Genomic DNA, 25,956 nt, shown 5'->3' on the forward strand with positions numbered 1-25,956 from the left:
ATGAAAGCGCCCGGTGATTTCAAATGCCGGGCGCTTTTTATAGTAATTACTCCTTATTCGCTATCCCACCATACTCTTCCGGTTAATAAATCACCTCCGATAACGGCACCTGAAGCGGCACGATAGTTTTCGGGATTCGTATTCTCCTCTGCGATGGGGTAAGGGAATCGTCTCGGGATCGTAGCGTTGGTTGCGTTATTGATGTAATTGACGGGCGTTAAGGCAGGAACGCCCGTTCTGCGCCAATTGAACCATGCTTCATAAAAATTAAAACTGGTACAAGCGTTGGCCCAATATTGAATGCCAATATCGTTCAGGGCGTTGGCCATATTCAAGGGGTGCGCTGAAGCATACATCTCCGCGTCGCCATCGGAAATCGCCAACGCATTGCCCCATTGCGACAAAAAGGTTAGCGACGCCTTTAAACCATTTTTGTAATGTTCGGCAGCATTGCCCAGGCCCCATCGAACGGCCGCTTCAGCCAGCAAAAATTCCGATTCTGCATACGTAAAGATGAAAGTAGGCGCATTGCGCGTAATCATTTGCGGATGTGGCGATGAATAATCAGGAAAGCCGGTATAGCTGGGATCGTCGTTGATCCGATACAAGGGGTTATTGCTGAGGTCCTTGCCGTTCGGCATACCCTTTTGGGACGCTCCGCCCACTATGTATCCGGGGTCCTGTTCTTTAGACCCCTCCGACATATAAATGTTGTTTACGGCAATTTTGTCCAAACGGGGATCTTCATGCTGTCGGAGAAAATCAATAAAGGTATCCGACCACTTTACATAATAGTTTTCCTGCCCACCATCGCCCAATAGCACCTGGCTATTTCTATTTTGGGTAGCCCTGCCTCCACTTTCATCATGCAACAGAAAAGCATTGTCTCCGTTCCCTTCCATTGTATTGCCGATTGCCCGCTCTACATAGCTGCGGGCCAGCGTTTCATCCACCTTGGTCAGACGCATGGCCATACGCAACATCAGCGAATAACCGAAACGTCTCCATTTAGCCAGATCGCCATTGAAAACTACATCGCCGGTTACCGCATCGCCTGATGGATTGAGCGCATTAATCGCTTCGTCAACTTCTTTTAGGATATCCGTATAGATGCTCTGTTGACTATCAAATTTTGGGTAAAGTATTCCGGTGTAATAAGCACCTCCTGCTTCGGTATAGGGTATATCCCCATACAGATCCGAAATCCGTTGAAAGGCCATGGCTCGCCAGATTCTACCCACCTGATGAATATTATTGTATTCGGGTTTATCCCGGGTGAATTCAACAATGTCCACAATCCGTTTGATCTGCTCATCGTAGGCTCTTTCCCAGTAGGCCGAGGTATAACCGGGATTATTCTGGTACTTATCGCCGGCCCAGTAAGAAACAACTGTTGCCATTCCCTGCATCATGGTGGCCGAGTAAATGAGGTTAGCCCGCCAGGTGTCATAAGCGAAATCATTACTGCCGGTATAGGCCAGCTGCGCGGTTGTCAGCAGGTAATTCGGATTAAATCCGCTGCCCGGCGAAGCCGTGGGATCGGTATTGATTTCGTCAAAATCGCTGGTACAGCCCGCAGCAAAAAAACAGGCTAGCACCGTTACATATAATTTATGGATTATATACTTCTTCATATCATCGTGATTTAGAATCTAGCACTTAAGTTAAGTCCGAAGGTTCTTACAGGCGGCACACCGCCCAGCTCCAAGCCCGGTATACTGGCATTGTAACTCGCTTCGGGGTCGATGTTATCCGTGCGCCTCATTAGAATAAACGGGTTACGCGCCACCGCGCTGATGTTCAAGGATTTGATCTTGTTATTGAACATAGCAGAAGGAAAGGTATAACCGATGACGATCTGGCGCAACTTGATAAAACTGGCGTCCTGCACGAACTGTTTCGATACATTATTGGCATACTGACTGTAATATTCCGATGCTTCCACCCCGCTTTCACCAAAGCTGCCTTCTCTGTTTTCCAATGTGGCCTGATGCAAACCGAAGATATACCCATAGTAATCGGTGGCTGAAAAGATCTTGCCTCCCCACTTGCTATCAATCAGGAAGGAAAAATTTAGATTTTTGTACCGGAACTCATTGTTCCATCCCAACATCCATTTATGCATGGCTGAACCGTAAGGCTTCAATTCACCCCGTACGGGTGCCCCGTTCGGTAAGTACATGATATTTCCGTTTTCGTCATAACTGAAGTCAAAGGCCATAATCTGAAAAGCTGGCAAACCCTCGCGATGCTGAAGGAAACCGACGTTTGACCGGGAGGTGGCCACGGGCTGCACGGTAGTCCCTTCGGCCAGGGATTTTATTTTGTTGTTGTTCAAGGTGCCGTTAAAGCTGGTGGTCCAGTTGAATCCATCCGGATTGCGGAATACATGTCCCGTTAACAAAAGTTCAACACCTTTATTTTCCATCTCGCCCACGTTCAGTACGGCACCTTGATAGCCCGTTGTGGTTGACGTGGTGACGTCGACGATCTCGTCCTTGGATTGTTTGTTGTAATAGGATACATCCACATTCAACCGGCTATTGAATAAGCTGAGTTCTGCGCCGAATTCTAATTCAGATGCGGAGGAAGCTTTTAAGCCTGAGTTGGGTATGGCGGTGTTGATAATATTACCCAATGGTTTTCCGTTGAGCGTTTCGCTGAGGAAATTGTACATCAGCTGGGTTCTGTAAGGGTCCGTTGCCTGTCCAACAGTGGCGTAGCCTAACCGCACTTTTCCAAAGGAAAGGAAGCTCGGTTGCCACAGCTCCGAGAATACAAAGGATGCATTTACCGAGGGGTAAACGGTATTCAATTTGTTGTCAATGCCCGGTGTTGCCAGTGTAGAGAACCAATCGCTGCGCAAGGAACCGGTAAGATAGAGCATATCTCTGTAGGAAAACTCGACATTTCCGTAAACGGATTGCGTTTCCTGATCGCTCGGCACAAAGCCTACGGTTTTATTTACGGTATTCAGAATATTATACAAGCCGGCAACGGAAAAATCCTGTCCATTCTGAATGGAGAGTTCGCTTTTCGTTCGCCGAAAGGCGGCGCCAACGGCGGGTGTGATGACAAAATCATCCACGGAGAAGGACCCTCCCGCCAGAAAATCGGCGTTCAGATCGGAGAAAAGTGTGATCTGCTCGGTCATTGAACCCAAGGGCCTATAGGCAGTTCCGCTCGGTACCACATTGGTGTATTTGTTGGAGTAGTTATCCCGTCCCACACGGCCCTGAATAAAATAACCGCTATCGAAATCATATCGCGCCGTAATGGAACCGATGGTACGTTCGCGCTTGGTATTGTTCCGGAATTCATAGGCGGCAAACCACGGGTTGGTGGCAAAGGTATTGCCTGCATTGTAAGCGCGTTCTGTTCCATCGGCGTTCACCCAAGGTTTGAGATCCGTCACATTAACGCTAGTGGGCAGGAAGGTTACATTGTAATTGGCATTTCCGGCCCCATCAGACAGATAAGGCCTGTTCTGCACATCTTCCATGATATAATTGACCCGTGCATCAATTTTCAGGTTTTTGATCGGATCGAATACACCACTAAAGTTGAAGGTCTGCCGATCCATGCCCGAGTTAGGCACAACCGAGCGGTTATCCAGGTTGCTTCCCGAAAGTCTGACAGTCCCGAAATCAAAGCTTTTGTTCAAAGCCAGTGTATTGGTCCAGCTCCCGCCGGTACGGTAAAAGCTCTTGAGGTTGTCGCGCTGGGCCACATAAGGCCTTTCTACCCCATCGAACTGCACTACCTGACTTCCGTCTAGACGTGCGCCCCAACTGGAACCTCCTACCTGGGCTGCGCCCGCCTGATCGATCGGTTTGGCATTGTTTGAACCCTGCCCATATATATATTGCCAATCGGTCATGTTCATGACCTGTTCGGCAACATAGTTGGAGCTAAAATCGATGCTGTTTCCCTTGCCGCTTTTGGTTGTAATCATAATGACACCCGCTTTGGCACGGTAGCCGTATAAAGCGGAAGCTGCTGCGCCCTTAAGTACCGATATGGTTTCAATATCGTCGGGGTTCAGATTGGAGATCGCATCACCCATATCCGGCGCGTTGTCCCACTGACTTCCCGAATTACCGTTCGGATTCGTATTGAACCGACCGACGGGTTTGCTTTCCATCGGTACACCGTTGATAACATACAGCGGCTGATTGCCCTGGCCGATACTGGATACACCCCGTATAATTACGTTGCTGGCGGCACCAACGCCACCCGAGGTAGCTCCTATGTCCAAGCCAGCTACTTTTCCTGCAAGCGAATTCACGAAGTTATTTTCTCTTGCCGTGGTTATCTCTTCACCCTTTACCTCTGTAACCGCGTATCCCAACGCTTTTCGCTCCTTCCGGACTCCCAGGGCGGTCACTACCACCTCATTCAGTTCATTGTTGTCTTCATTCAACTGGATATCAATCACGTTCCTTCCACTGATGGGGATTTCCTGTTTCACATAACCCGTAAAGGAAAATACCAATGTCGCGTCCGCCGGAGCGGTGAGGCCGTAACGACCATCCTCGTTGGTACTGGTGCCTTGATTTGTTCCCTTAATCCGGACAGAAACCCCGGGCAGGGGGGCTTTTGTCTGGTCAGTTACCAGGCCACGGATCTGCTGTTGTTTTGTTTTGGCATTGATGACTACTTCTTTTCCCATGACCGTGTAAGAAAATAGACTTGCATTGATCATTTTATCGAGCACTTCCCGCACAGAAATATTTTTCGCATTGATGTTTACACGTTCGGCCCGGTTGCTGAACAGATCACTGTACACAAAGGCAATCCCGGTCTTCTCCGATAATAAGTCCAGCGCTTCCTTGAGCGAAGCATTATGCAGGTTAACGGATATTCGTTTGTTCAGAAGTGGGTCGGCATTGTGGTTAGCGAAGGACAACAGCGGCTGAAAAAAGATTAGCAGGAACATCCACGCTACCAGCCTCCATCCTTGTATTTGTCGGTATAGATAGTTATTCATACATTTATGGTTAAGTTTAGCATATTCGCGGGAGCAAAAGGTGAAAGGTTTCTCCCGTTGATTTATTGTCTAGGATCAATCGTCTGCTCTAAGCAGGCGATTGTCATTTTATCTTTTCATCAGATCATATGTACACTATTTAATTTGTTGAATGCTATATTGATTATCGCCCGTTTTTTTCCATGTGGCATGTACGGTCATTGCCAGTTTATCCAGAAAGAAAGATAGTTTTCCGGTAGTATTCAAATCGCCGAAGAAGAGGCGCTCTTGCAGCTCCTGCGCGCAATCGATCCGGACACCGTAACTCCGTTCCAGATCCCGGATGATCTTTTTAAGGCTTTCACCTTCATACACCGTAATGCCGGCATCAATCTTCGCTATCTCCTTTTTGTCGTATTTCTTCTTCTTCAGCTTTTCATGTTTGTTGTACACCAATTCTTCACCATATTCCAGCACAGCGGCCGGAGCGGATCGCAGTGTGGCCTTCACTCTAACCTTGCCGGAAGTCACCAGTACCCTGGCCTCTTCATCGCCGGTATAATTTTTTAACCGAAAGGAGGTCCCCAGCACATCTACTTTAACGGTCTCGCCGGACACAACGAAGGGATGTCGTTCATTTTTTGCCACCCTGAAATAGGCCCCGCCTTCCAGCGTCACCCTTCGGTTAGACTTTCCGAATGATCTGTGGTAACTCAATTTACTGTCCGGTTCGAGAACGATTTGCGTACCATCGGCCAGATAAAGCTTCTTGGTTTCCGCTTTTGCGGTCAGTATCTCCACAGCGCCATAATTTGTTTGATAGATGATTGTGGAAAGTATAATGAGTGCAACGGCAGCAGCGTAAGGCAGATAGCGCTTATACGAATGTCCGGCACTTTTATTTAATTTCCCTTTAACCCGATCGAGTGCTGCCTCAACACGGAGATCGTATTTCGATCCAATGAATCTGTGCTCGCCTTTCAATTCCCTCAGCACTCTTTTAAATTGGGCACGGTTTTCGGGACTGGCTTCAAGCCATTCGGTAAGTTTCTGCCGTTCGGTCTCATTCAATTGCTGTTGGTGGTACCGGTGCAGCAAAGCTGCCATTTCGATCGCCTTTTCTATGTTTTTCACATTCAGATTTTGAAACATTAGGGTTGCTCAACGTTTTTATATAAAAACAACGCCAATGGAAAAATCTCTAAAAGCAAAACGATATTTTTGGTTAGGCCAATAAAATAGGGAGAAAAGAGAGTAAGCCAACCTTTGCAAGTGATTTCTTCAGCAATTGAATGCCCCGTGCCCGTTGATTGTCAACAGTGCTGACAGATACACCCATTGCCTCGGCTATTTCTTTGGATGATTTTTCATCGTGGTAACTCAATTCAATTACCTTTTTGCATCGTTCCGGTAGATCGGAAATTGCGCGGTCCAAGATAAGCATCATCTCCGTATAAATGATGCGATCGGTAATGTCCTGTTCCGAGAAGGGTAGTTTTTGGGAAAGCTGCTGTTCTATTTTGAGCCTGCTTTTTTCTCTTTTGAGGTGATTGAAGGCGTCATTTTTTATCACGATATACAGAAAGGCTTTTATTTTTAATAGCGAAGCAAATCCGCTCCGTTTTTTCCATAATTTGATAAAAGCAGCCTGTGCGAGTTCTTCAGCAATATATTCATCACCGATGATTCCTTCGGCGAAAGTACATAGGGGGGCGTATAACTGCCTGAACAGATAATCAAAAGCAGATTCATCCCCCTTACGGAAGCGATCGACAGAAAATTCATCAGTAGGGCGTGCTTTCATGACACTTGCTATTTTAACACCCTCAAAAAATGCTTATGGTAGGCTATATTGGTTTCGTCAAGTCAAATATAACCAAACTTAAAGAAATTTTCCTGTTCTCGCAAGTAGTTGTCCTAGAAGTTTCATTATAGCAGCAACAGCGCTTGCGCACGTAGTAAGCAACATGCAGGTTTTCTGTTGGTTCTGCAAATCATCCGAAACTATAGTAAGGATAAATTGTTTCAATGGATAGCAAATGACGTGCTTTCAGGGAGCATAGGTTTTGGCTAGAATCGAATCCAATGGAAAATAAAGAGCAATTCAACGGACTACAAACGGTTCGGTTAACGATCAACGGGGAGGAGCATAAACTGAAGTTATTGCCTTGGGTGAGCCTCTTGGATGCCCTGCGCGAACACCTAACCCTCACCGGGACCAAAAAAGGCTGCGACCACGGGCAATGTGGTGCCTGCACCGTTCTTTGTGATGGTAAACGTATCCTAAGCTGTTTGACGTTGGCCGTGTTGAAAGATGGTGCCGAGGTTTTGACAATAGAAGGCATTGCAGGCGATACGCTGCTTCATCCGATGCAGCAAGCTTTTATTGATCATGACGCCTTTCAGTGCGGCTATTGCACCCCCGGACAAATATGCAGTGCAATTGGTTTGCTGAAAGAAGGAAAGGCAAAGACGCGGGAAGAGGTGCAGGAGCTGATGAGCGGAAATCTTTGTCGCTGTGGCGCCAATGTTGGCATCATCGATGCTATTATGGAAGTAAAGGACGGAGGCTTGTATGAATAATTTTGCTTTTTTGCGAGCTGAAAATGCGGCTGAAGCCGTACAGGCTGTTGACGCTAATGTCCGAGCTGCTTTTATTGCCGGCGGCACTAATCTCATTGATATTTGGAAATATAACCTGAGGCACCCCGAGCTGTTGGTCGATATTAATCGCTTACCGGATTGCAGGACGATCACCGAAACAGCGGATGGAGGCTTGAGATTGGGTGCATTGGTTACCAATGCAGATACGGCTTATCATCCTTTGATTGAGTCGCGATACCCTTTGCTTTCTAAAGCGATCCTTGCCGGGGCTTCTGCGCAGATACGTAACATGGCAACCGACGGCGGTAATTTGTTGCAGCGAACACGCTGCTATTATTTTTACGATGCCAATGCGCCGTGCAATAAGCGGGTTCCGGGTTCCGGTTGTGCTGCGATCAACGGATATAATCGCATACATGCCATTTTGGGAGCAAGTGAGCACTGTATCGCCGTTTTTCCTTCGGATATGTGCGTAGGTTTGGCAGCTCTCACGGCAGTTGTGAACGTAACCGGCCCAAATGGCGAAAGGCGTATTTCGTTTGCAGACTTTCACCGATTACCCGGTGATCAGCCTGACCTTGATAATAATTTGCAGCATGGCGAGTTGATTACTTCGATAGATTTACCTCCAAAGGGATTTGAGCAAAATTATTCCTACTTGAAACTGCGCGACCGGCAATCCTATGCGTTTGCCCTCGTGTCTGTGGCAACCGGGCTTGAACTGGATGGTGATGTGATTAAGGAAGCGCGGATCGCTTTAGGTGGTGTTGCGCATAAGCCCTGGAGGGTTGCTGAAGCCGAAGAATCGCTAAAAGGCAAGACAGCGACACCTGAAAATTTCGCTGAAGCAGCAGCTGTTATTTTACGGGGCGCCAAAGGATACGAACACAATAGCTTTAAAATAGAATTAGCCAAACGGGCGATCATCCGTAATGGTATGATGGCCTTGGAACCTGAGTCGCAGCGACCAGGTGCAAAAGCTTCACGTTGATTTATTATGTAAAATTATGGCAATGAAACCCAGCGTAGGACAACCGCTTAGCCGCTTGGAAGGAAGGCAGAAAGTGACCGGTGCTGCCAAATATGCTGCGGATTACCAGGTTCCGGGATTATTATATGGATACGTAGTCAGCAGTACGATCACCAAAGGCAAAATTGTTCGTATAGACACAAGCGCAGCAAAAGCATTACCGGGTGTGGTGGAGGTATTGACGCACGAGAACCGGCCGGGCCTTGCTTGGTTCGACCTGCAATATGCCGATATGGATGCACCTCCCGGTACGGTCTTCAAACCATTGTGCGACGATAAAATACGGTTTAACGGCCAGCCCGTGGCGCTGGTTGTGGCGGAGGCATTCGAAACCGCCCGCTATGGAGCAACGCTCGTTCAACTGAATTATGAAGAGGAATCGTTCGTGACCTCTGTTGAGGCCAATTTGGGTGCAGCACGAGCGGCAAAAAAAGGAATCGCTACGGCGTTGAAACCACCGCCGCCGGCGCCTACGGGCGACTTTGAAAAGGTTTATAGTGCAGCACCGATTAAAGTTGATGCTGAATATCAGCACGGCATCGAGCACCACAATCCCATGGAACTTTTTGCAACCACAACCGTGTTTGAAGGCGATGGCAAACTGACTATTTATGATAAAACGCAAGGTACCATCAACAATCAGTTTTTCGTAGCCAATGTCTTCGGTCTTCGCTATAAGGACGTGCGTGTATTGGCACCCTATGTGGGCGGAGCCTTCGGTTCGGGCCTGCGACCTCAATATCAGCTTTTTTTATCGGTAATGGCCGCCATGTATCTGAAACGTAATGTGCGGGTTGTACTAGACCGCCACCAAATGTTCACCTTGGCGCATCGGCCACAAAATATGCAGCGACTGCAGTTCGCTACCGACGAAAATGGAAGATTGACGGCGGCCCGTCACGCGGCTTTTGTGGAAACGTCTTCCTATGAAGATTACACCGAAGTTATTTCATCTTGGAGCCACCGCCTCTATCCGATACCCAACACACGGTTTGAATACAAAGTGGTACCCCTTGATCTATCTACACCTATCGATATGCGGGCACCGGGCGGTGTAACCGCTATGCATGCCATCGAATGCACAATGGATCAGTTGGCATACAAATTAGGCATCGATCCGCTTGAATTAAGGTTGCGTAATTATGCAGAGGTCGATCCGTCAACCGGAAAGCCCTTCACTAGCAAAGCGCTCAGGGAATGTTACCAACAAGCGGCAAGCAAGTTCGGCTGGAGCGAGCGTAACCCCGAGCCGGGCAGCATGAAACGTGGTAATAAACTGGTTGGCTATGGTATGGCAACGGGTGTGTGGGACGCTTATCAATTTCCGTCGCGGGTGCAGGCTATGATAACAAAAGAAGGAAAATTGAAGATAAATAATGCGGTTACCGATATTGGAACCGGAACATTCACGGTGATGACCCAGGTTGCGGCCGACGAACTCGGGCTGCCTATTGAAGACGTGATTTTCGGGTATGGCGACAGTAAAAAGCCTTTCTCCATGTTTCAAGGTGGTTCGTCAATGACCAGTTCTACCGGTGTGGCGATCGTTATGGCCGCGAAGGCTCTTAAGGAAAAACTGCTGAAAAAAGCAAAGGATATACCCAACTCACCGCTGGTTGGCGTTGCTGAAAAAGATATAACCTTTAAAGATGGAAGTATCTCACTGCGGAACGATCCGTCTGTGCATGTCAGTTTCCAGGCGATTGTTGCGGCTAATAAGGGACAGGTTATCAAAACGACCAAAATGGGAAAGCCTCACTTGTTGAAGCTGCGAAAATATAGTAAAATGACGCATAGCGCATCCTTTGTAGAAGTGGAGGTAGACAAAGATTTAAAAACGATTGTAGTTACCCGTGCCGTTACCGCTGTGGCTGCCGGTAAAATTATCAATCCAAAAACGGCACGCAGCCAAATAAGTGGATCGATGGTATGGGGCATTAGTAAAGCACTTCACGAAGAGTCCGTTATCGACGAAAATCTCGGCAAATATGTTAATCCTAATCTTGCCGAATACCATATTCCCACCCATGCGGACGTCCACCAATTGGAAGTTATATTTGCGGATGAAAAAGATGAGCTGATTAATGAGTTGGGCACGAAGGGGGTTGGCGAGATCGGCTTAGTCGCCATGCCCGCAGCGATTGCAAACGCAATATTCCATGCCACGGGCAAGCGCATCAATAGGCTGCCTATTCATTTTGATGAATTATTGGCATGAGCCGTATTTCTAGGAGCCGCTATAAGGCTCTTTCGATGTACACCCGAATAGAGTCTTGTTGCAAGCGATGTTGGAACCATGTCGTAATACGTTCTTTGTTTGCGAAGGTTTTTTTGATATCCCTACTTTGAAGTGTTAATGAATGATAGCGTTGCATTTTCAGCGAATCGTTGTAGAAAACTTGCTCTGACGTTGCACATGCCTGCACTTCCGGAAATAAAGGCTTCAACTCCTTTAAAAGTTGCTGTCCTAAAAGGCTACGCTGCTGTATGCTATCTTGGCGCTTTAGATTGAGTGACAATTCGGAGCGTAGTCGGTTTATTTCTGCCTGTTGCTGGGTTAGCTCAAGCAAATCATTATTCGCATCGGCAAAGGAAAAACCCTGTTGAATAGTGATTTTTGCATCCATCAAGGTATAGTTCTTTAATTTTTCCTGTAACTTTTTCTTGGTGGGTTCGGGTATGAGCTTTCCGCCATAAGTTAAATGGATAATCTTCTGCAAAGGATCGATGTCCGACTTCAAGAGGTAATCTCCTTCGATGTACGTTTCGTTTTTTATAAAACGAGTCGCTTCTTGTTTAAACCGCTCCCGTTTGACAAGTACGTAGCCGAAGTATATACTCGGTATCATGGTTATTGTGACAATAATGCTGACCCACATATTCGCACGTTGCTTAAGGCCTTCCTCGGTTTGATGCCAGATTGGATATTTTAGAAAGCGGACAGTTACCAAGGTTGCCGCCGCAATGAAGACTGTGTTTATAGTAAATAAGTAAAAGGCTCCAAAAAAGTATGACCAATTGGCGGTCGATAAGCCATAACCTGCAGTGCACAGTGGAGGCATCAAGGCCGTAGCGATCGCTGCCCCCGGAATCACATTGCCTTTTTGTTTACTGGAAAGGGCTACGATACCTGCTAAACCACCCACCATAGCAATAATAACATCATAGATATTTGGTTGTGTACGTGCAAGTAATTCAGAGTGGGCTTCACTCAGCGGGGTTAGCAAAAAGTACAAGGTGGAGGTGGCAAGACTGGCACCAACCGCGAAGCCGAAGTTTGCAAGGGCTTTTCGGAATAGCTTAAAGTCATAGGTAGCCAAACTGTATCCCATTCCGAGAATAGGCCCCATCAGCGGAGAAATCAACATGGCACCGATAATTACGGCCGTTGAGTTGACATTCAGTCCCACACAGGCGATATGATGGCAAAGATCAGAATCCAAAGATTCGTTCCCCTGAAGTAGATGCCTTTTTCTACGGTTTCATGGATTAAACCATATTCCTCGCGCTCCGACGATATATTAAATTTTTCAATTAGTTTATAAATGTCCATATAAAAGCTTCATTTCTTTTTCGGAAGCGCTTCTAAAATAATAATTATCTTTTATTTTAGGAGGGTGCCTGAAACCGCATCGTTTTGACACCCTCATAGGTAGTAAAACCCTTAAGTATCTTTATTTATCAAATGGACATCGCGCTGGGGAAAGGGAATTTCGATACCAGCGGCATCCAGTGCTTCCTTACAGTCGATAATTAATTGTTCATGCATGGTCCAGAAGTTTTCATTTGAAGTGGTGACCCTTATGGACAAATTGATGGCGCTATCGCCAAGCGCTGTCACCACCACTTGAGGCGCCGGTTCATCATAAGCGAATTCATTGTTCTTAATTACGGTAAGCAAAACCTCTTTGGCCTTTTTCAAGTCGCTACCGTAACCAACTCCAATATCAAACCACGTACGTCGTGTTGGCATTCCACTATAATTAGTAATACTGCTATTCGATAATTCACCGTTTGGTATGACGATAACCTGATTTTGTGGTGTGTTTAACCGGGTATTAAAAATATCTATAATCTGTACGGTACCCGAAATTCCGCTGGCAGTGGATATAAAGTCGCCAACTCTAAAAGGTTTTAATGTTAGGATTAATACACCGCCCGCAAAATTAGCTAATGACCCTTGTAGTGCTAAGCCTATCGCTAAACCTGCGGCACCTATAATAGCTACAAAAGTGGATGTCTGCACACCGAGCTGGGTAACTACCACAATAAACAGCATGATTTTCAACACCCAGTTGATCAAGTTGCCCAAAAAGCGCCTGATTGAAACATCGATGTGCTGTTTTTCGAATATCTTTTCGATAAATCGGCTGAGTAATTTAATGATCCATAAGCCTATTAACAGTATCAGAATGGCTGATATGATTGCGGAAATAAACCCCGGTGCATGAGCAACGACCGAATCAATAAACTTGTCCCAATGCTTTTCAATTTGACCTACATTTTCAATTGATAAATCTTGCATGATTAATTAATTTATGGATTAGAAATCTATTAAATATGCTAAAAGTAGAAGCATATTGTTAAAATTCAAATTAAAAAGCGAAAAAATATCGTTTCAGAAAAGCAAAAAAAAGCAGAAACCGGGGTGATTTTTCGTGAAATGTGTTTGGAAACATTAAGTTTGCTTATAAATAAACCGACAAGGGCAATGAAATTTTTAGAAGATGAGAAGCTGATAAAAGGACTAAAGTACACGGATTTATTCATGCTATACGTGAGTTTAATAGGTTCTTTATTTATTCTTGTTCATGTTGGTTATAATTCGGATCATCAGGTAGCCTACTTCTTAAGCGCAACCATTAAGGTTATTTTTTATGGATTTGCCTTCCTTCTATTGCTAAAAGCAATTCTTCGCTTCTTTTTTAAATATCAAAAAGCCGGCTTTCAGTATACCGACCTACTATTGGGCCTCTACTGCTGGTTTATAGTCGCTGAACGAACTTTCGGTCCGGTTTCAGCAGATGCCTTATTTCGGCAGGGTGAATGGCTTTTTGTCGGGATATTCGCTGTTCTACTGGTTGAAATTTCAAAAAATAGCCTGTTTTTTGATCGCTTTTATTTCAACCCTACCTTGTTATTTGTAATTAGTTTTCTTTTCTTAGTGTTGTTAGGAACAGCCTTGCTCTTATTGCCCAAGGTAACGGTTGGCGCGTCACTTAGTTTTGTAGATGCGCTATTTATGGCTACAAGCGCAGTTTGCATTACGGGGCTTTCCGTGGTGGATATATCTTCAAAATTTTCCATGTTCGGACAGGGGGTACTGTTGATACTTGTACAACTTGGTGGCCTTGGAATTATGACTTTTACCGGTTTCTTTGGCTATTTTTTTTCCGGCAGTTTTTCGTATAAAAATCAGCTGATGTATACGGAGTTACTGAGTGAAAAGAAGCTAGGTTCCGTAATTAATACCTTGCTGAAGATCATTCTTATAACATTCTCCGTTGAAGCTCTTGGCACGATTTTGATTTACTTCTATACTGCGGATGTTGCCAATAAGCTTGGTGTCAATCACTTGTTTTTTTCGATATTTCATGCAGTATCCTCCTTTTGTAATGCGGGATTTTCCATCATCCCGGGCGGCTTGAATCATGAAGAGCTACGATTTCATTATCCATTAATTTGGGTGTCATCTTTCTTATTCATCTTTGGAGGGCTTGGTTTTGGTATTATGTTCAACAGTTTTACTTTCATTAAACGTTGGGCAATCAATATTTTCATACGGGTTGTTTACGGTAAACCTTTTACATATAAAGCCTGGGTAATAAGTTTCAATTCACGACTGATTGCCTGGACATCCGTTATACTACTTATTTTTGGTACGCTCAGTTATATGCTGTTAGAATATCACCACACATTAGCCGAACATAAGAGCCTGGCAGGGAAATTGACTACCTCTTTTCTTATGGGGGCAAGTCCACGCTCCGCTGGATTCAATAGTGTACCCATGGAAAATCTTGGAATGCCCACGGTGGTAATCATGATGTTGCTCATGTGGATTGGTGCTTCTCCGGCCTCTACCGGTGGTGGAATTAAGACCACAACCTTTGCCGTTATTGTATTGAATGTGGTTAGTTTGGTGAGAGGTAAAGATCGGGTAGAAGTGTTTAAGCGCGAAATATCGACCGACTCGCTTAAAAGAGCATCCACCGTAGTTTTTCTGTCCTTCATGGGGATCGGACTAGCTTTCTTTTTTATATCGCTTACTGACGGCGATAAAAGCATCCAATCGCTGGCATTTGAGTGTTTTTCTGCTTATGGTACTACCGGGTTGAGTCTGGGCGTCACACCGAAACTCAGTAACGGCGGGAAAATGGTTCTAGCGGCCAGTATGTTTGTTGGCCGGGTTGGTGCACTTACCTTGTTGGTTGCATTGATAAAAGAGACAACGTTTAAAAAATATAGATACCCGCAGGAGCAAGTTCTGTTCTAGCCAATAATGCCTGTAGGTAGTGTGCATGCCTAAAATAAATAATCAAATCACAATCAATGAAGTATATAGTTTTAGGATTAGGTAATTTCGGAAAGGCGTTAAGTATTCGACTGACTGCGCTTGGGCACGAAGTAATAGGTGTGGACCGTGATATGACGAAGGTTGAAAACCTAAAGGAAAAGATAACGCATACCGTATGCCTCAATACAACCGATCGGGATGCTGTAAGTGCACTTCCGCTTTATGACAGTGATGCTGTTATTGTAGCAATTGGCGAAGATGAAGGCGCTTCCTTGTTAACAACCGCTCTGCTCAAACAATTGAAAGTCAAACGTATTATCGGCCGAGTCGTTTCGGAGCTGCAACTAACCGTGCTGGAGGCTATGCAAATCGACGAATATATTCGGCCAGAGACAGAGTCGGCCGAGCGCCTGGCCGTGAGGCTTGACAATGTTGACATCGTTGACAGCTTTAAAATCTCTGAAAAATACAGTATTGTAGAAGCGGTGGTTCCTGAACGCTATATCGGAAAAACCTTACGAGAAGCAGACCTCACCAATGCTAATAAAGTGATTGTATTGACCACTATAAAACAGCGCAAAGGAAATGTAGAAGGCACAACATCCACCGTTAAGGAGGTGACGGGTATTGCAAAATCGACCACCATTTTGGAGGAAGGTGACATCCTCGTGCTATTTGGGGAGTTGAACAATATCAATAAATTGATAAAATAAATTTTTAGTCGTCGATGTAGATAGATGCATTGCGCTATTCTCAAGGCATTATTTCCGACGATCATAGTAACCCCACTTTGATCCCGCCTATGCGGTAGGATTGTTCCATTAGGAGGAAACAAAGAAATATTCAAAGGCCAGCGGCCAACTGAACCGGCCAATTGCACACACCTGTAGCCTGGTCGTTTACCTGGCGATATAGGAGCGGGTACGTTCGATAACATTAGCTCAAAAGCTATTGATACAACTTTTTATGTTATATTTTGTTTACCAAATCATGGCTATCAATAAAAGCAACAATTTAAGCCTTGAATAACTGATTACCGAAAAAAATACAATATGATTAAAACCCAACTAGCAGTTAATAAATTACTCTTACTTGTACTTGTCATCGCCATATTATATGTCGGAAAGCCATTTCTCGTTCCCATAGCTCTGGCTGGCGTGCTTGCTACTTTGTTTGTTGGTATAGCGAAAAGGCTGGAAGACCGGGGACTAAATAGAGCCCTGTCCTCATTAATTGGTGTATTGTTGATTGTGCTTGCATTTGCAACAATAATAGCCTTATTAGTTTGGCGTTTAAGTGATTTTTCCGAAAACCTGACCGGTATGCAGGAGCGAGTGCTTGCCCTGTTCGAAAAATTAAAGGCTTGGATGGACCAAACTTTAGGTATTTCTTCGGATCAGCAAGCAGCGTTGGTGGATAAGGCTGAGCAGTCGATCGGAAGCAGCGGAGGAAGCCGTACGATTTTGTCTTTTGCCGGCGGCACCATGAGTATTTTGGTAGACAGCTTGTTGGTACTGGTTTATACTTTTCTTTTTCTTCTTTATCGTTCTCGATTAAAGAACTTCATCCTTAAATTGGTAGATAATACCAAGAAGAATCAGACCGAAAAAATCATCAATAAATCCGCCGATGTTTCTAAGAATTACTTAGCCGGGCTTGCCCTGATGATTGTCATGTTGTGGATCCTCTACGGCATCGGCTTTAGTGTTGTCGGTGTAAAAAATGCGCTGTTTTTTGCCATTCTTTGTGGCGTGCTTGAAATAGTCCCTTTTGTTGGCAATATAACGGGAACTTCCCTTACGGTATTAGCTACGGTTGCTCAAGGCGGCGGAAGCGATAAGATCATTGGCGTGCTCATTGTCTACCTGACGGTTCAATTTGTGCAAACTTATATTCTAGAGCCTCTGGTAGTAGGTGATCAAGTGAATATTAATCCCTTATTTACAATCATCGCATTGGTTTTAGGCGAATTGATTTGGGGCATAGGGGGTATGGTATTGGCTATTCCTCTGCTTGGGATCATTAAAATCATTTGCGATAACGTCCCAGCCTTACAGCCCTTCGGATATTTGATAGGCACTGATCGGAAAAAGAAAAAGTCCTTTTTCAGATCCAAACAGGCGTCATAATATTCATTCAAACAAATAGTCATGGACGGCGTTATTAAATAAACAACAAAAAGAGGAGACAGGTTATGGACGATTTAAAATTAAAAGGTTCGTGGAACGAGCTGAAAGGAAAAGTGAAACAGAAATGGGGTGAATTAACGGATGACGATTTAACCTATGCAGAAGGACAGGAAGAAGAGTTGATCGGTAAGCTTCAAAAGAAGACCGGCCAAACGAGAGAAGAAGTCGTCAACTATTTAAACAGCCTTTAGACTAGTTCACATAGAAGAAGAGGCCTTATTCTTCGGAATAGGGCCTCTTTTTTAAGATTATACTTCACTGTCGCGTAAAGCTTTAATTTTGTCGTGCGATAATTTTAAACTTGCTTTTTGTTTTTGAATAAGCGCAAGCGTGTCAGGTGCTAGTTCACTCTCCTCAATGGCCATCTTGTACGCTTTCTGTGCCGCATCTTCGCCTCCTTCGCAGCTTGCCAGTACCGACTTGCGATCACTTCCGGTAAACATGGCTTTTACATCCATCCAAGCCCGATAGATTTTTCCGCTTGCCGTGGTACCTTCTTCAACTTCAGCTCCTGTCTTTTGGACTTCTGATATCAGTTCCATGTTATAGTTACGGCTTTCCTGAATCATATCCCGGAAAAGAGCTGCCAGATCCGTATTTGCGTCATCCAACTCTTCGATGGCTCTTTCATAGCCTGCTATCCGATCATTATTAATTTCAATTAGATCGTTTAATACCTCTGCTTTAACTTTTGTGTTTTCCATTGTTTTTCTTTTTAAGTAAATGTAAGGAAGCCATGTACTATATAGGTTCCCATAGAAGTCAACAGGTATATTTTGAATTTGTTTTGTGTCGTCGCAAAACCGTGTAAATGATGACATCACAAAGGCGGCATGGTTTTGGTTCTTCTTCTATCGTACTAAAACAACCTTATGAAAGAAGAAACCTATCAATTGATCTATACAAGCCAAGCTACTTCTTTGTTGTCGGTCGATCAGCTCCGAGAAATAGATCAAAAAGCAACCTTTTATAACCCCATTCATGATATTACCGGAATCTTATTGTATGCCGAAGGCTTATTTTCGTCCAAGCTACAGGGAAGATTTTTAGGCGTATTGGAAGGCTCTTTTAAAGCGCTTGAGAAGTTAGTACGGATTATTCAGAAAGACGGCCGCCATTTCAACCTTGTTGTACTGTATATGGGGCTACGCGAGCACCGAGATTATATCCGCTGGAGACTTGGTTATAGGAAGAAAGAAAATAAAAACGACATTATTAGTCTTGACGAATTTTTTGATATTGATTTGCTTTTCGCTGAAAATGACTTAGAGAAAGAACAATATCTGTCACAGTTTATATATTTTGAGAATTACGGCAATTCAATGAGCGGAGCCTAATGTAAACAAGTCCTGCCTATGGTTGTTAATTAATCATTCATAAACAGTATAAGATTACAGAATGATGGAAAACACAAAAAACAATCGACCGGAAAAGCAACATCGTCAACCGGGAATAGAGGCGGAAATGAACCCGGCACCTGAATACATAAAGCCCACCTATAAGGCCGCAGGAAAGTTGGAGGGGAAAGTAGCTTTGATTACGGGAGGTGACAGCGGTATTGGGCGGTCTGTCGCCGTTCACTACGCAAAGGAAGGAGCAGATGTTGCTATTGTTTACCTGGATGAAGATGTAGACGCTGAGAAAACAAAGCAGTTAGTAGAGGAAGCCGGGCGAAAATGTCTATTAATAAAAGGCGACGTGAAAGACAGTGCATTCTGTAAAGATGCCGTAAAAAAGACTGTGGCGCATTTTGGCAAATTAAACGTGCTGGTAAATAATGCGGGCATGCAATTTCCACAAAAGGATGTGAAGAATATCACAGATGAGCAATTAGATATTACCTTCCGTACGAACATCTATGCGTACTTTTATTTTGCGGAAGCGGCATTGGAACACATGACCGCGGGCGATAGCATTATCAACACGACCTCGGTTACGGCTTATCGATCTTCGCCTGCGCTGATCGACTACTCGTCGACCAAAGGTGCGATTACAACTTTCACACGATCACTGGCTACTAATCTGAGTGAAAAGAATATCCGGGTAAATGGTGTGGCTCCCGGTCCTGTATGGACACCGCTGATTGTATCGACATTCGACGAGAAAAAGATTCAGGAGTTTGGTAGTGAAACCGCTATGAAACGTGCCGGGCAGCCTTCAGAACTCGGTCCCGCTTATGTGTTTTTAGCTTCGGACGATGCTTCTTTTATAACCGGACAGGTGATCCATGTGAATGGGGGAGAAGTGATTAATGGATAATTGGTAGCATAATTGCAATTTTTTTTGTCTGCAATTGAATGGACAAATAAATTATGGCTATGACTACTGATTCCTTTGATAGATCGATGTTTTATTTCGATGACGCTAAACTTGATTTCCTCGAAGAGACGATGTGTGTGTTGAACGGGAAGTGGAAACTACGGATTATTGTTGCACTTTCAAAAGAAGTTTGCACATTTAAAGATGTTCAGGATGCGGTTGACGGCATATCGGCCCATTGCCTGGCGAAAGAATTGAGACATCTGCAACTCCACGGACTTGTTCAGAAGAAGATTAACGTTAAGCTGCGCCCCTTACGTATTGAATATCATCTTACCGAATATGTTGAAACGCTTTACCAGGTATTTCATGCCTTGAGCGATTGGGGGCGAATGCACCGATTTAAGCGGAGCGGTGATACAGACTGCTACGAAGAGTTGCCTAGAAGAAAGCAGGAAAGTCTTTAGCGATGCGCAACAAACGGAAAAATTAGCTGCGGTAAAACTATTTTGGCAAATAGGTGTCATGTTTAGCAAATAGTACAGGTCGTACACGAAATATTACGGTTGATGGGGTGGAAGTGGACATCCGCCTATTACGTGCAAAAACGGAGGTGTCAAAAAGGTGGTGAACACCTGAAAAAACGCGTCATCGTGAGGGAGAATGACGATTTGATCGACTTTTTTGTTATATCGGTTCGAGGGAATATCCGTTCCCCGCCTAATAACTGGCCTCCAAAGCTTCGGGTAGTAGAAGCTAAGTAATAGCACTAGCTTTGAAAGAAGATTTTCAATGATGTGTTTGTTACCATAGGCATTGATTCTTGCTTCGCAGGTTGCAGCCAGGAGTTTTGGTGACCTTTTTGCGGAAAAAAGGTACACGTCATTGGTAGAAGAATGACGAAGCAACCGAACAAGGAAGCTCATGAATACCTAAAAAATAGATTAACAACGAATAATCTGCTTTTTTGACATCGTCGTCATTGGGAACCAGAAGAACGGCGGCGAAGTAATGACGACATGATGGAAACAGACACCCCCTTTTAAAATAAGATTACTTAGCGAAGTAATTCCTTAAATTACCATCATTTTCGGCATAATTCCAGCGGATTTGATCTGCTTTTCCATCGCCGGTGATGTCTGCATAATAAAAGTTAGTATTAGCGCTCTGCGAGGTGCCTCTTAGTGAATAAATAGGGCCATCAAAGGTATTACCGGTGGTTGAATAATAGGCTTTTATTTTGCCCAAATAAAGGTCTGGCCGCCAATAGATTTTATCAGCCCGGCCATCACCATTGATATCGGCAAAATAGAAGGTCGTGGATGCCGAAACGCTGGTGGCGCCTGAATTGCTGAAGGCGCTTGATGCTGTGAAGGTGCCATCACCATCGGAGAGATACACCATGGTTTTTCCGGCGTTTAAGCTTGGATGCCATAGCATTTTATCGGCTTTGCCGTCACCGTTTACGTCAGCATAATAGAAAGTGGTACCAGCAGTGGTACTGGCACCTTCTGAACCGTTAACGACCGTACCACTAAAGTTGCCGCCCGACGTGGCAAGGTAGACTCTTGTTTTACCCGAATCGAAAGTCGAGTTCCAATAAATTTTATCGGCCTTGCCATCACCATTTACATCGGCGAAATGAAATACAGTGGTCTTGCCTGCACTCGTTCCTTCGGGATTATCCACGACCGTCGAACTGAAATTACCGCCCGTGGTCGCCAGATAAACACGGGTGTGACCGGCATTTAAGTTTGGATCCCATAAAATCTGATCGGCCTTACCATCGCCGTTCACATCCGCATAATGATAACGGCTAGTGCTTAGGGAGGAAGCGCCGGCGGCATGCGCAATTGCTGAAACGGCAAAAGTGCCGTCTCCATTGGAAAGGAATACTTGTGGCCTACCGCTATCATAGGTAGGGTTCCAATAAATCTTGTCCTGCTTCCCGTCGCCGTTTACATCGGCAAAATAAAAGTTGGTACCGGCACTGCTGCTTTTGCCATTGACATCGTTGTGCGGACCGCCAAAGATGCAAGGGACATAAGTAGCTATGATGGGCCAATGATCGGAAGGCCAATAACCGTTATAGCTGGTGGTAATAACGCGTGAAGAGGTGAAGGCCATGCTTCTGTCGCTCATAATCCAATCTAATTTGGAACTGCCTGTAGCATCCCAGCCGTGAAAGGTATAGTCGCCTGAGCTATCTCCCAAGGCATCTACCACGTCCAATTCATTTTTGAGATTTAAAATTTCGGTGGTGCCGGGCTTTGCATTAAAATCACCAAACACAATCACCGGCAGGTTATCCGTATTCTCTTGCTTTACAAGGGCCGCTAGCGCTTTTGCATTCTCAATTCGTATAGCTTGCGAATCATATTGCCAATGACTGTTACTGATAAAGTATCGGTTGGAGGTGATTTTATCTTGTAATACCACCCAGGTAGCGGTATTAATGATAGGTGAGGCGCCTAATCGTGAGGTGCCGCTTCGTTGAAGACTAAAACGTACATTTTTATAAAAAATGGCTTTGGGTGTGCCGGTGATCCTTGTGTCGTAATATTCGCTATAACCCAGATCAGCCATTTGGGCTCTAAACCACGTTTCGAAGGAGTCGTCAGAAAATTCCTGTACGCCAAACACGTCGGGGGCACTGTCTACAATAATCTGACGGATACTTCCCTTTCGCTCATCAATGCTTTGCGGATCGCTGTCATCATGATGCCTGACATTAAAGGATAAGACTTTAAAAGGGTTTCCACTGGCGAGCAAGGCCAGATTAGGCACCGCTTGTAAGGAGGCTGCTTTAGCTGAATCATTAGGGGCGTTCATTTCTACCCGTTTGCAGGCTGCTAAACATAACACGCTTGCAACGACTAAGACTGTTTTTTTCATCCTATAAATATTTAAGTTTTGGTAAGCTTATTTGTACGTTGATGTAAACTGCCACCGCTGCCTCTATCTGAAAATCTATACCGATCTCGTCAACAATAAACAAGCATAAATGAACAATATTAAAGCGACAAGATAGGTGTTTTTAAGAAAATGAAATATTATTTAATTGATAAATAAATGTTAGGAAATGATGTGCAACTTGTATAAGGGGACGTCGCTACATAATCTTCTGAGCCCAATCATTAGGTAGGCGACGTGATGCTCATTTAAAAAGAAAAACATGATAAAAGTCATTTTTTTTAAAATAAAATAGCGTAATTTTGTCCAACTATCTTATTGAAATACAGTTATGCCCCTAAGTTTAGAATCCCTTGGAAAACTGCTCAAGGCAGAAATCCTTACGATAGGCGATGTCAGCCTGATTCAGTTGAACGAACGTTATGTCCTGACAGAAAATCCGGTTAATAAAGAAGTAGAACTGAATAATCTAGAAACCTATGCTTCCACCTCACTTTCGACTTATGATATCACCGATATCCTGGATTTTAAATCGATCCATTTGCTCAAGAATTATTACCAATAATTGATCACGACCGGTAAATTACTTTCTCTCCTGCCGGTGCTATCGTCTGTCTCAGCGAAACCTTAGATCTCGATGCGTAGGCATATTATTTATACGGATTATAATAGATCACAGCTTTAACCAAAGCTAAATTATACAATTTAAGAAATGAACTGTGTATTTATGTGTAAGGAAATCGCCTTTCTGTGTAAATATTTTTTAAAAGTTAAATTTCGCTCCTATTATTGGCACACAATCATTGCGCTAAATTACAGCCAAATCTTTGAATCATATACCGTTTAGGCCTGATTGGGTACGCATAGGATAGCAAATACTATTATCCTGGTTGAAAATTCATTTCGTTTTACAGACTGATAATGTTGCGAATTTGTGACACATCGAACCCTTTCACCGTATTTACATACGCAAGAGGACGGCGATCGGAGAGATACTACTGGCTTACATACACTTTATAATTTAGAAATATGAATATTGCATTACAAAAAAAAGGTACGCTGAGTACCTACGAGTTTTTGTTTGACCAACTGAAAAGTTGGGGAGTGACTTCCTACAGCGGCGTGACCGGCGGAGGGGTTATCCATTTTCTTAAACACCTTTCCCCTCTACAGCATCCGTCAACTGAAGAACCAAGTTTCTTCACGGTTAGCGAATATGTAGCCGGTTTCATACCCCTGGGATATTTTTTAGCAAGCGGTAAAATCGCAGCAGCTGTTGCTACTACAGGAGCGGCTACAAAACTATTAACATGCGGGCTTAGTGATGCTAAACTGCATAATATACCTTCGGTTTATATCGTGCCGATTACAAATACCGACAGCATAGGTTTTTCTGCCTTACAGGATACTTCTATTTATGGTAGTAATATGGTCGAACAGCTGAAAGCTGAATTACCTGATTCCGTTTTTGTACTCGACAATCGTTTTAATATGCCGGAACAATTGACGCTAGCAAAGCGACAGCTTGACTGCTCGAAGCCGGTCGTGCTGGTTTTGGATAATACAGCACTGAATGGTGAAGTTTCCGATATTTTCCCTTTAAGTGAAGAACATTTAAGCGAACATGCGACTGATTTTTCAACCTTTATTGCGACTTTAAGAGAAGCCTGTTTCGGGAAACACTTGACGATCCTAGTCGGCGAAGAGATGGCTCGATACGACAACGGTGCAGATTTAACAAGCAGTTTGAGTGAGTCCTTAAAAGCAACAACGGTTTGGACCATTAATGGCGCCAACGCGGTAAGTTCGTCCAATCCTTATGGATTTGGCTATATCTCGTTTGGTGGAAATGACCGCGCGATTGAGGCATTTAAAGCGTTGGGGCAGGACGATGTTCTTTTACTATTAGGGGCGTGCCCTGATGAATATACGACCAATCTGTCTCGAATCCACGCATCGGAAACATTCTTTGTCAATGGAATAGCGGACGCTTACGGTTTAGTTGGCAACAGTTTACAACATATGGTCGATGGTGTGTACCATCAGGTGCAAGGTCCGCTCGATGCTTTTGTTAATGCGCTAATAATGGATGCTGAAAATGTACCTTTTCCTAATGTACCTGCCGCTATTGCTCCTTTTAATTTAAATACGAAACCCATTCCGAAACCCAGAGCAGGTTACGTAGATATGGCAGATCTGTTTCTTCGTTTGAACGCTCGGTGGCCACAGGAGACAATCGCTTTTGACGATGTCTGCCTGGCTTATAAAGACCGGCAGTACGTGACGCAACGGCCGAATGAAAACGCTCGTTTCTTCTCGCTTTATCGTGGATCGGCCATGGGCGGTGCGTTTGGCGCTGCTATAGGAGCGAAAATGGCCAAGCCGAATGCTACGACCGTGCTATTTACGGGCGACGGCTGTTTTCGGCTGTTCGCGGGTTCTTTAGGAGAGGTGTCGTCGCTCGGTTTAGTGGTTTTTCTGCTGAATAATGAAACGTTATCCATTGTTGAACAGGGCTTGCAACAACTATTGCCGGATACGCCGGACGATCATTACCACGCCCGTGTGACGAGGATCAACTATTGTCAGCTAGCAGAAGCTTGTCATTGGGAGGCGGTTAAACTGCAGTCAGATTTATCGAATTTGGACGATATCCTTGCAAAAATAGGTGAAGGAAAAAACCGATCTTTGTTAATAGAGGTGCCTGTGGATCCTTTGCAGGTGCTAGGTAATAATCCTCGACTTAATAATCTTTAAAATCATGACGGATATAATACACATTTTTACGTTGCTCAAGGAAATCGATCGCTGCTTTGCTGCTCTGAATGGCACGCCACTCCCTTTTCCGGATAATGTTTCAGATAAATACCAATGGTTACATGCGGAAGCACCCTTTAGCATCCTCGCGCATAAAGCCGAAACACCACCCCGATTTATTTATGCAAATAGCTATGCCTTATCTTGCTTCAAATATACCGAAGCGGAAATAATAGGCTTGCCTTCTTATCAAAGTGCTGCTGAGCAGGATCGCGAGGAGCGGGAAAGATTGCTGCAAGCCGTTACGAAAAATGGCATTGCTTATAATTATGCAGGCCCGCGTATTGACAAATATGGACATGTATTCCAAATATATGATGGCATTGTTTGGCAACTCGTTGATGAAGCACAAAATTCATGGGGCCAAGCTGCGCTCTTTTGGACGGATGCCCGTAAACGGCCTGAATGGTACCCCATTTAAGTTTACTATAGGGGGATAGTATAATTTCTATGCTGAACTAGAAAACTTTCGATAAATAAATGTGAATATTAATGTAAGTTTGGCTTAAGTTAATATTAACTTATGTAAATTATATAGGCTATGAAGATTGCAATGGTTGAGCCTGTTCCATCTCTATTTTACCATTGTCACGAATCGTATCCCCTTTTTATCGCATAATGTCAGCGTCCTTAACCACCCAAGTTGAGGACGCTTTTTATA

At 44.3% G+C, this 25,956-nt stretch carries 21 protein-coding genes; 13 read left to right on the plus strand and 8 right to left on the minus strand.

Going from position 1 to position 25,956, the window contains the following annotated elements; all coding sequences use genetic code 11:
* Positions 1 to 53 precede the first annotated feature (53 nt).
* The 4 genes from QT327_RS19100 to QT327_RS19115 form a co-directional block, all read right to left on the minus strand.
* The gene (locus QT327_RS19100) at positions 54 to 1,634 is read right to left on the minus strand and encodes a SusD/RagB family nutrient-binding outer membrane lipoprotein (RefSeq protein ID WP_289553729.1); all 1,581 of its coding nucleotides are present in this window, start codon (positions 1,632 to 1,634) and stop codon (positions 54 to 56) included.
* A gap of 11 nt (positions 1,635 to 1,645) precedes the next feature.
* Positions 1,646 to 4,990 (minus strand): SusC/RagA family TonB-linked outer membrane protein, encoded by a 3,345-nt coding sequence (locus QT327_RS19105; RefSeq protein WP_289553730.1) that lies wholly within the window; start codon positions 4,988 to 4,990, stop codon positions 1,646 to 1,648.
* Positions 4,991 to 5,125: 135 nt separating this feature from the next.
* Positions 5,126 to 6,103, minus strand: coding sequence for a FecR family protein (locus QT327_RS19110; RefSeq protein ID WP_289553731.1), 978 nt, complete (start codon positions 6,101 to 6,103; stop codon positions 5,126 to 5,128).
* Between the two features lie 91 nt (positions 6,104 to 6,194).
* Positions 6,195 to 6,773 carry an RNA polymerase sigma-70 factor gene (locus QT327_RS19115; RefSeq protein WP_289553732.1) on the minus strand — a complete coding sequence of 193 codons (579 nt, stop codon included), beginning with the start codon at positions 6,771 to 6,773 and terminating at the stop codon, positions 6,195 to 6,197.
* A gap of 281 nt (positions 6,774 to 7,054) precedes the next feature.
* On the opposite strand from QT327_RS19115, the gene QT327_RS19120 reads away from it, so the two are divergent.
* From QT327_RS19120 to QT327_RS19130, 3 genes are read left to right on the plus strand one after another with little or no spacing between them, the layout of a single operon-like run.
* Positions 7,055 to 7,552 (plus strand): (2Fe-2S)-binding protein, encoded by a 498-nt coding sequence (locus QT327_RS19120; protein ID WP_289553734.1) that lies wholly within the window; start codon positions 7,055 to 7,057, stop codon positions 7,550 to 7,552.
* A complete protein-coding gene (locus QT327_RS19125; protein ID WP_289553736.1) occupies positions 7,545 to 8,564 on the plus strand; it encodes an FAD binding domain-containing protein in 1,020 nt (339 codons plus the stop codon). Before QT327_RS19120 ends, QT327_RS19125 begins: the two co-directional genes overlap by 8 nt.
* Before the next feature lie 22 nt (positions 8,565 to 8,586).
* Positions 8,587 to 10,821 carry a xanthine dehydrogenase family protein molybdopterin-binding subunit gene (locus tag QT327_RS19130; RefSeq protein ID WP_289553738.1) on the plus strand — a complete coding sequence of 745 codons (2,235 nt, stop codon included), beginning with the start codon at positions 8,587 to 8,589 and terminating at the stop codon, positions 10,819 to 10,821.
* Between the two features lie 19 nt (positions 10,822 to 10,840).
* On the opposite strand, the gene QT327_RS19135 is transcribed toward QT327_RS19130, so the two are convergent.
* Positions 10,841 to 12,046, minus strand: coding sequence for a DUF389 domain-containing protein (locus tag QT327_RS19135; protein ID WP_289553739.1), 1,206 nt, complete (start codon positions 12,044 to 12,046; stop codon positions 10,841 to 10,843).
* Positions 12,047 to 12,267: 221 nt separating this feature from the next.
* Positions 12,268 to 13,128, minus strand: a complete 861-nt coding sequence (locus tag QT327_RS19140) for a mechanosensitive ion channel family protein (RefSeq protein ID WP_289553740.1) — start codon at positions 13,126 to 13,128, stop codon at positions 12,268 to 12,270.
* A 186-nt stretch (positions 13,129 to 13,314) separates the two neighbouring features.
* Between QT327_RS19140 and QT327_RS19145 the strand changes: the two genes are divergently transcribed.
* The 4 genes from QT327_RS19145 to QT327_RS19160 all read left to right on the plus strand — a co-directional run bounded on the left by QT327_RS19145 (position 13,315) and on the right by QT327_RS19160 (position 17,497).
* Positions 13,315 to 15,096 (plus strand): TrkH family potassium uptake protein, encoded by a 1,782-nt coding sequence (locus QT327_RS19145; protein WP_289553741.1) that lies wholly within the window; start codon positions 13,315 to 13,317, stop codon positions 15,094 to 15,096.
* Positions 15,097 to 15,152: 56 nt separating this feature from the next.
* Positions 15,153 to 15,830, plus strand: a complete 678-nt coding sequence (locus QT327_RS19150) for a potassium channel family protein (RefSeq protein WP_289553742.1) — start codon at positions 15,153 to 15,155, stop codon at positions 15,828 to 15,830.
* Between the two features lie 339 nt (positions 15,831 to 16,169).
* Positions 16,170 to 17,246: an AI-2E family transporter gene (locus QT327_RS19155; RefSeq protein WP_289553743.1), complete on the plus strand. Its 1,077-nt coding sequence runs from the start codon at positions 16,170 to 16,172 to the stop codon at positions 17,244 to 17,246.
* Positions 17,247 to 17,311: 65 nt separating this feature from the next.
* On the plus strand, positions 17,312 to 17,497 hold the full coding sequence (locus QT327_RS19160; protein ID WP_130856317.1) for a CsbD family protein: 186 nt from the start codon (positions 17,312 to 17,314) through the stop codon (positions 17,495 to 17,497).
* A 57-nt stretch (positions 17,498 to 17,554) separates the two neighbouring features.
* Here QT327_RS19160 and QT327_RS19165 read toward each other — a convergent pair whose 3' ends face one another.
* Positions 17,555 to 18,010, minus strand: coding sequence for a PA2169 family four-helix-bundle protein (locus QT327_RS19165; RefSeq protein WP_289553744.1), 456 nt, complete (start codon positions 18,008 to 18,010; stop codon positions 17,555 to 17,557).
* Positions 18,011 to 18,178: 168 nt separating this feature from the next.
* Between QT327_RS19165 and QT327_RS19170 the strand changes: the two genes are divergently transcribed.
* The 3 genes from QT327_RS19170 (at position 18,179) to QT327_RS19180 (ending at position 20,032) form a co-directional block, all read left to right on the plus strand.
* Positions 18,179 to 18,643 (plus strand): BLUF domain-containing protein, encoded by a 465-nt coding sequence (locus tag QT327_RS19170; RefSeq protein ID WP_289553745.1) that lies wholly within the window; start codon positions 18,179 to 18,181, stop codon positions 18,641 to 18,643.
* 61 nt (positions 18,644 to 18,704) lie between these two features.
* A complete protein-coding gene (locus QT327_RS19175) occupies positions 18,705 to 19,565 on the plus strand; it encodes an SDR family oxidoreductase (RefSeq protein WP_289553746.1) in 861 nt (286 codons plus the stop codon).
* A 59-nt stretch (positions 19,566 to 19,624) separates the two neighbouring features.
* Positions 19,625 to 20,032: a winged helix-turn-helix transcriptional regulator gene (locus tag QT327_RS19180; protein WP_013665423.1), complete on the plus strand. Its 408-nt coding sequence runs from the start codon at positions 19,625 to 19,627 to the stop codon at positions 20,030 to 20,032.
* A 586-nt stretch (positions 20,033 to 20,618) separates the two neighbouring features.
* Here QT327_RS19180 and QT327_RS19185 read toward each other — a convergent pair.
* Entirely contained in the window at positions 20,619 to 22,460 is a 1,842-nt protein-coding gene (locus QT327_RS19185) for an FG-GAP-like repeat-containing protein (protein WP_289553748.1), read from the minus strand.
* Positions 22,461 to 22,809: 349 nt separating this feature from the next.
* Between QT327_RS19185 and QT327_RS19190 the strand changes: the two genes are divergently transcribed.
* The 3 genes from QT327_RS19190 to QT327_RS19200 all read left to right on the plus strand — a co-directional run bounded on the left by QT327_RS19190 (position 22,810) and on the right by QT327_RS19200 (position 25,716).
* A complete protein-coding gene (locus QT327_RS19190) occupies positions 22,810 to 23,043 on the plus strand; it encodes a hypothetical protein (RefSeq protein ID WP_289553749.1) in 234 nt (77 codons plus the stop codon).
* A gap of 464 nt (positions 23,044 to 23,507) precedes the next feature.
* Positions 23,508 to 25,235, plus strand: a complete 1,728-nt coding sequence (locus QT327_RS19195) for a thiamine pyrophosphate-dependent enzyme (protein WP_289553750.1) — start codon at positions 23,508 to 23,510, stop codon at positions 25,233 to 25,235.
* 4 nt (positions 25,236 to 25,239) lie between these two features.
* Positions 25,240 to 25,716, plus strand: a complete 477-nt coding sequence (locus tag QT327_RS19200) for an MEKHLA domain-containing protein (RefSeq protein ID WP_289553751.1) — start codon at positions 25,240 to 25,242, stop codon at positions 25,714 to 25,716.
* The last annotated feature ends 240 nt before the right edge of the window (positions 25,717 to 25,956 follow it).

The sequence above is a fragment of the Olivibacter sp. 47 genome (genome assembly GCF_030372825.1).
Classification (GTDB): Bacteria; Bacteroidota; Bacteroidia; order Sphingobacteriales; family Sphingobacteriaceae; genus Olivibacter; species Olivibacter oleidegradans.